An 848-nucleotide genomic window follows, 5' to 3' on the forward strand; every position below is an offset into this window, starting at 1 on the left:
GAATTACACGGTGCAGAGTAGCAGCCTTTCCCCGTAAGATTCATGCTGGTCATTGTTCTTATATGGCCGCTCTCGTCAAGCTTGATGACTCTGCCAGGGACTCCAGATGAATCGTAATGACCTGCGTCGTGTCGACCTGAACCTGTTGATCGTTTTCGAAACATTGATGCACGAACGCAGTGTGACCCGCGCTGCGGAGAAACTGTTTCTCGGCCAGCCGGCCATCAGTGCGGCGCTTTCACGCCTGCGCGGGCTGTTCGATGATCCGCTGTTCGTGCGCACCGGTCGCAGCATGGAACCGTCCGCCCGGGCGATAGAAATCTTCGCCCTGCTCTCCCCCGCGCTGGACTCGATTTCCACGGCCGTCAGCCGTGCGGCGGAATTCGATCCGGCCACCAGCACCGCGGTGTTCCGCATTGGCCTGTCCGACGATGTCGAGTTCGCCTTGCTGCCGATGCTGCTCAAGCGCTTGCGTGCCGAATCGCCCGGGATTGTGCTGGTGGTGCGTCGGGCCAACTACATTCTGATGCCGAGCCTGCTGGCCTCGGGCGAGATTTCCATCGGCGTCAGCTATACCGCTGACCTGCCGGCCAACGCCAAACGCAAAGTACTGCGTCGCAGCATGCCGAAGTTGTTGCGGGCCGACACCGTGCCCGGGCCATTGAGCCTGGATGACTTCTGCGCCCGGCCGCATGCGTTGGTGTCGTTCGCGGGGGACCTGAGCGGTTTTATAGATGACGAACTGGAAAAACTCGGGCGCAAACGCCACGTCGTGCTCGCAGTGCCCCAGTTCAACGGGCTGAGCACGCTGCTGAGCGGCACCGATATTGTGGCGACGGTGCCTGACT

Annotated in this window: 1 protein-coding gene; it reads left to right on the top strand. The window is 61.1% G+C overall.

Annotated elements, in window-relative coordinates:
• Nucleotides 1-106 precede the first annotated feature (106 nt).
• Nucleotides 107-848: LysR family transcriptional regulator (locus AC1DSG_RS31450; RefSeq protein WP_477794336.1), on the top strand; the 742-nt coding region annotated here is incomplete at its 3' end.

It is taken from the genome of Pseudomonas sp. P5_A12 (genome assembly GCF_056400685.1).